2 protein-coding genes and 1 pseudogene are annotated in these 4535 nt (G+C 43.5%); 1 reads left to right on the top strand and 2 read right to left on the bottom strand.

Going from position 1 to position 4535, the window contains the following annotated elements:
- Window positions 1-211, top strand: a pseudogene (locus tag HQK80_15655) (transcriptional regulator).
- 491 nt (window positions 212-702) lie between these two features.
- On the opposite strand, the gene ppsR reads toward HQK80_15655, so the two are convergent.
- On the bottom strand, window positions 703-1872 hold the full coding sequence (ppsR, locus tag HQK80_15650; protein MBF0223627.1) for a pyruvate, phosphate dikinase/phosphoenolpyruvate synthase regulator: 1170 nt from the start codon (window positions 1870-1872) through the stop codon (window positions 703-705).
- Entirely contained in the window at window positions 1872-4199 is a 2328-nt protein-coding gene (locus HQK80_15645; protein ID MBF0223626.1) for a response regulator, read from the bottom strand. Before HQK80_15645 ends, ppsR begins: the two co-directional genes overlap by 1 nt.
- Window positions 4200-4535 lie beyond the last annotated feature (336 nt).

The following is a 4535-nucleotide window of genomic DNA, read 5'->3' as shown; positions in this document are numbered from 1 at the left end:
CGCCGAAGTCACCTCCATGGGCGGTTTGCCCTATGGTGTCACCAAAGAAGATTTTTTCGGAGGCTGTTCCGTCCCCCGCAATAAGGAGATCATGCGGGTATTCCGCGATCTGGAAATCGTCGAACATCTTGGCTCCGGTGTACCGCGCATCCTCAAAGCATACGGGAAAGAGGCTTTTGAAATCCGCGACAGTTATGTGCGCGTTGTTTTCCTCTACGTGAAACCCATTTTGCAAGTCACCGGGCAAGTTACCGGGCAAGTCGTGAGGCTGCTGTCCATCATGGGTGGCGAAATGAGCCGATCTGAAATGCAGCAGATTCTGGAACTCAAACATCGTGACAGTTTCGTGGAATCCTATCTACAGCCAGCATTAGAAGCAGAGCTTATTGAAATGACAATCCCTGATAAGCCAAGAAGCAAATTGCAGAAATACCGGTTGACCAAACAAGGACAGAAAGTGTTGAAGCCAAACGCTTTGGATTGATATGGGCACGTGCCTGGGGTCAGAAGTCTTGAAATATGAATTTATTCAGGGAAATTTATTCAGGGACGAATTTATTCAGGGACGTACCACGATTATTGTGAAGCAGGAATCGAGAAAGGCATGGCCATGAAACATAGATCAATGACCGCCGTTAATTTTACTTCGGTGCCCGATCATTAAAACGAGCACAACCTCTGAGCGCTGGTGCCCCCTTGAGGTCAGCAGGACTGCCGGATAAACTCCTTAACTAAACCCTGCTCTTTGCTACTGGGAAAGTCAAAAATAGCGGCAATAGGTTTTGGTGATGTGTCAAACGATTTCGATGTATGTTGATTGTCAGGGCGAATAACCTTTAAAGATAGTTCTGTGGTTGATATGTTTTTTATTTTATTAACTAATACTACGTTCCATCTATCCTTTAAAGGACACGAAGTAATGGGCAAAAAGGCCAATCCTCTCTCACTGATATCGACCAGTTGGCCGATGTAATCTCCTTGTACCATTAAATAAACATCTTTTATGATGTATCTATCATAAATTCGTCTTTCTATTAGCGGGTTCGTTTCATTCAAGAGACTTGTCTTTTTGTAAGGACCAATTTCCTGGTAAATTTGAGCCGCTAGCCCCTCAATAGATTTTCTAGAAGTATTGATGTATGGAATGTGATATTTTTGATAAATCTGTTCCGCTTGCCTCAACTCCTGCAGACACTCTGAACGTTTTGCGTAATTACTGTTCGGGTAGCGTTCTTGTCGTATCTGGCTGAGTATCTCGGGATTTGTGGTCAAACCTACGGTTTTTTTTATGTTTTTGCTGATTCCTTCAGGGAGGCGGTAACTGTTCAAAGTCTCTTCGGTCAGAGGGTAGTTTGCTGCTTTAAGCTTCATGTGAGTCGCAAGATAAATACTAAGAGGTGTCTTTCCGGAACGGGATACCCCGAGCACAATAACATCAGCTTTGTCGTAATCGTCAGTTCTTTTGCCATCATCATGCTCAAGGCAGTAATCGATCGCCTTGGCCCTGTTAGAGATACCGTTGTCATCGATAAACCTCGAGAAACCAGGCAGGAGCAGTGCTTTTTCATGTAGACAGTTTTCGAGACGATCAAGGAAAGCATCACAAATATCAAAGAGCTCTACTTCAGAGTGGTTAAAAACTTCTCTTATTTCGGGGTTAACCAGACTGCTAAATACTATTGGTTTCGACCCTGAAGATTGTCTGAGTATATAGTTGAGAGTTTTCAGAGCATCAGAGATATTTTTTATAAAAGGAAATTTTTCTTCATGAAAGATTGTTTCCGGAAATTGACCCAGAAGGGATTTTCCTACATCCATTGCAACAATGCCGGTACAACCAGAAACAAAATAAATGTTTTTTTTACTCTTCACTAGAGTTCCTTTCCCAAGATTGCATCTAATTCTTTTTTGAGCATTTCGATATCAATTGGTTTTGGAATATAACCATCCATTCCAGCTTCAATGCAACGCTCTTTATCTTTTTTCATGGCGTGGGCAGTCATCGCAATTATAGGGATATGAGAGCCTGTTTTTTTCTCGATCGCTCTAATCGCTTTAGTGGCCTCGAAACCATCAAGAACAGGCATCTGGATATCCATAAGTATGGCCTGGAACTCTCTGGTTTCAAAAAGTTGCAGTGCTTTGCCCCCGTTTTCGGCTACAGTGACGGAATAACCACTATCCTCGAGCACTGCAACGGCTAGCGTTTGGTTGACGGGGTCATCTTCTGCCAGAAGAAGTTGGGGGACGACGCTTTTCTCTTCACGAAGGTGGTGCCGAGTAACCAGCTGCTGCTGTGGCGGTTCGGAGGTCTTCTCTCCAGCCGCTTTGCGGACTTCTATAATAAGTTCAGCATAGCCTATAGGCTTGAGTAAATAGCCCGTAACACCAAGCTCTTTGGCCAAGGAAGCTTGTCCCCGTTGGCCTAATGAGGTTAGCAGAATAATTGGAGTTTCTGCCGCAGCTGGAATCTTTTTTAGTTCCTTCACCAGGGTAAAGCCGTCCATTTCCGGCATCTGCACATCGACAAGAAATAAGTCAAAGGCTTTCTGCCGCACTCTCTCAAGAGCAAGAGATGGTGTGTTGGCCAACTCAACTGAGGCAACATGCCTGCCTATCATCTCTGAGAGGATCTTCAGGTTTGTAGAGTTGTCATCAACAATGAGTGTGTTGAGGTGAGAGAGGTCATCGTAGGAGATTAAAGTCGGTTGTTTTTGTGTATCTCCACAGACTGTAAACTCCGCAGTAAAGAAAAAAGTGGTTCCCTGTTTAGGCCGGCTGTCAACCCAGATTTCACCTCCCATCATAGAGACAAGCTTGGAGGATATTGTCAACCCCAGCCCAGTACCACCATATTTGCGTGTCATGGATCCGTCTGCCTGGACGAATGACTCAAAGATGGCCTTGTGTTTCTCTTTCGGAATTCCTATTCCTGTGTCACGAACACTGAACTGTAGAGTGACTTTTGGCACACTATTTTTATCTGCCAGGTATTCCAGGTTGGTAACTTGATTCACCTGGATCTCAATCTCACCTTCATGGGTAAATTTGATTGCGTTACCGACAAGATTTATAAGAACCTGTCGTAGACGACCCGGATCACCTTCAAGATTATTTGGAATATCGGGGTCTACCGAATAGACAAGTTCAATCCCCTTTTCCTGAGCACATACAGCAATCTCTTTCAAGGTGTTTGACATGAAATCTGGCAGCTGAAAGGGAATTGTCTCCAGATCAAGTCCACCGGCCTCGATCTTTGAAAAGTCAAGAATATCATTAATCAGACCCATCAGCCTGTTTGCCGAGTTTTTTATCAAGGTGAGATACTCTTTCCGGTTCTCTTCATTACCAGCCAGAAGTAAATCGGTAAAACCGATTATGCCGTTCATTGGGGTGCGGATCTCGTGGCTCATGTTAGCCATGAATTCACTTTTTGCCCTGCTGGCCTGCTCCGCCATCTCTTTTGCCTCATGGAGCTCCAACCTCCTCCTGTTTTCCTGTCGCAAAGACTTGATCTCTTTTATGAAGGAGAGAAATACCACCACTAGAAAGAACACACCTATGCCAAGTAGAACCAGGGTTGAGGCCTTGATCTGCTTACTCAAAGCTCTGTGTTGTTCGGTTATGTCGTAGTAGATCTCAAAAGCTCCTAAGAAGGTACCGTTATGCATGATCGGCACATAAGTTTCGGCAACATCAAATCTGACAAGCTGGTCTTCAAGTGTTTTTTTGTTTTTCTGCACTATCTTTGAGTATGGCGTTCCCTTAGCGACAATCTCATGAAAATATGCTTTTTTGTTAATGTCACCAATTTCCGAGGCATCTGTTGAGTAGAGAATTTCACCATCGTAACCAAAAATTTTCAACTTTATGAGGCCAAAATTCTTTATCAGGTGTCCAATTTCTGCAACTATTTCTGTTGTAATAAGTGAAGGGCTCAGAGGCTTTTGTTCCTCGGAATGAATCAGCATGTCGGCAAGGTGCTTGCCAACACGGAGTGCTTCTGTCTCTATTTGTGTTAAATGGAGGTTCTTGAAGGATGGAAATATTACCCGGATAGTATAGGCTGGGAGAATAATGGCCGGGAACAGAGAAAGTATGAAAATGAAAATGAAAAATTTTGGATTTTTCGTTTGTGTTCTGGCGTTTACGGCAACTGGTGTATGGGTATTGTCAGGGCCAGATTTTTGCTGAGACATAGTAATTCACCGCGAATATTTTAAATAAAGGTTTTATTAGCTGTTGCCGGTTCCAGAGTTGCGAAGATTTTTGTTCTGGCCATAGGTGTCGTCAAATATTTGTTAAGATGGCTCTGTTAAGCGATGAATTATTTGGGGTTGCTCAGAAAGTTTCACCATTTCTATGCGGCGCGGACTTGATCCGAAAAGACAGCTATATATCATAGTATAGATAATATGGTCAGGTCTACACATTTGACAAACCAGTTTCTGTTGTACTTTGATTATTCTTCTTCCGGATGGCTTTAGCCTTGGCCTCAATCACTTTAAACCGCCGTCTAATCTGCGAAACGATGC

The organism is Desulfobulbaceae bacterium (genome assembly GCA_015231515.1).
Taxonomy (GTDB): domain Bacteria; phylum Desulfobacterota; class Desulfobulbia; order Desulfobulbales; family VMSU01; genus JADGBM01.
The sequence above is the reverse complement of the archived record's forward strand: the minus strand, read 5'-3'. Positions and strand labels throughout refer to the sequence as shown.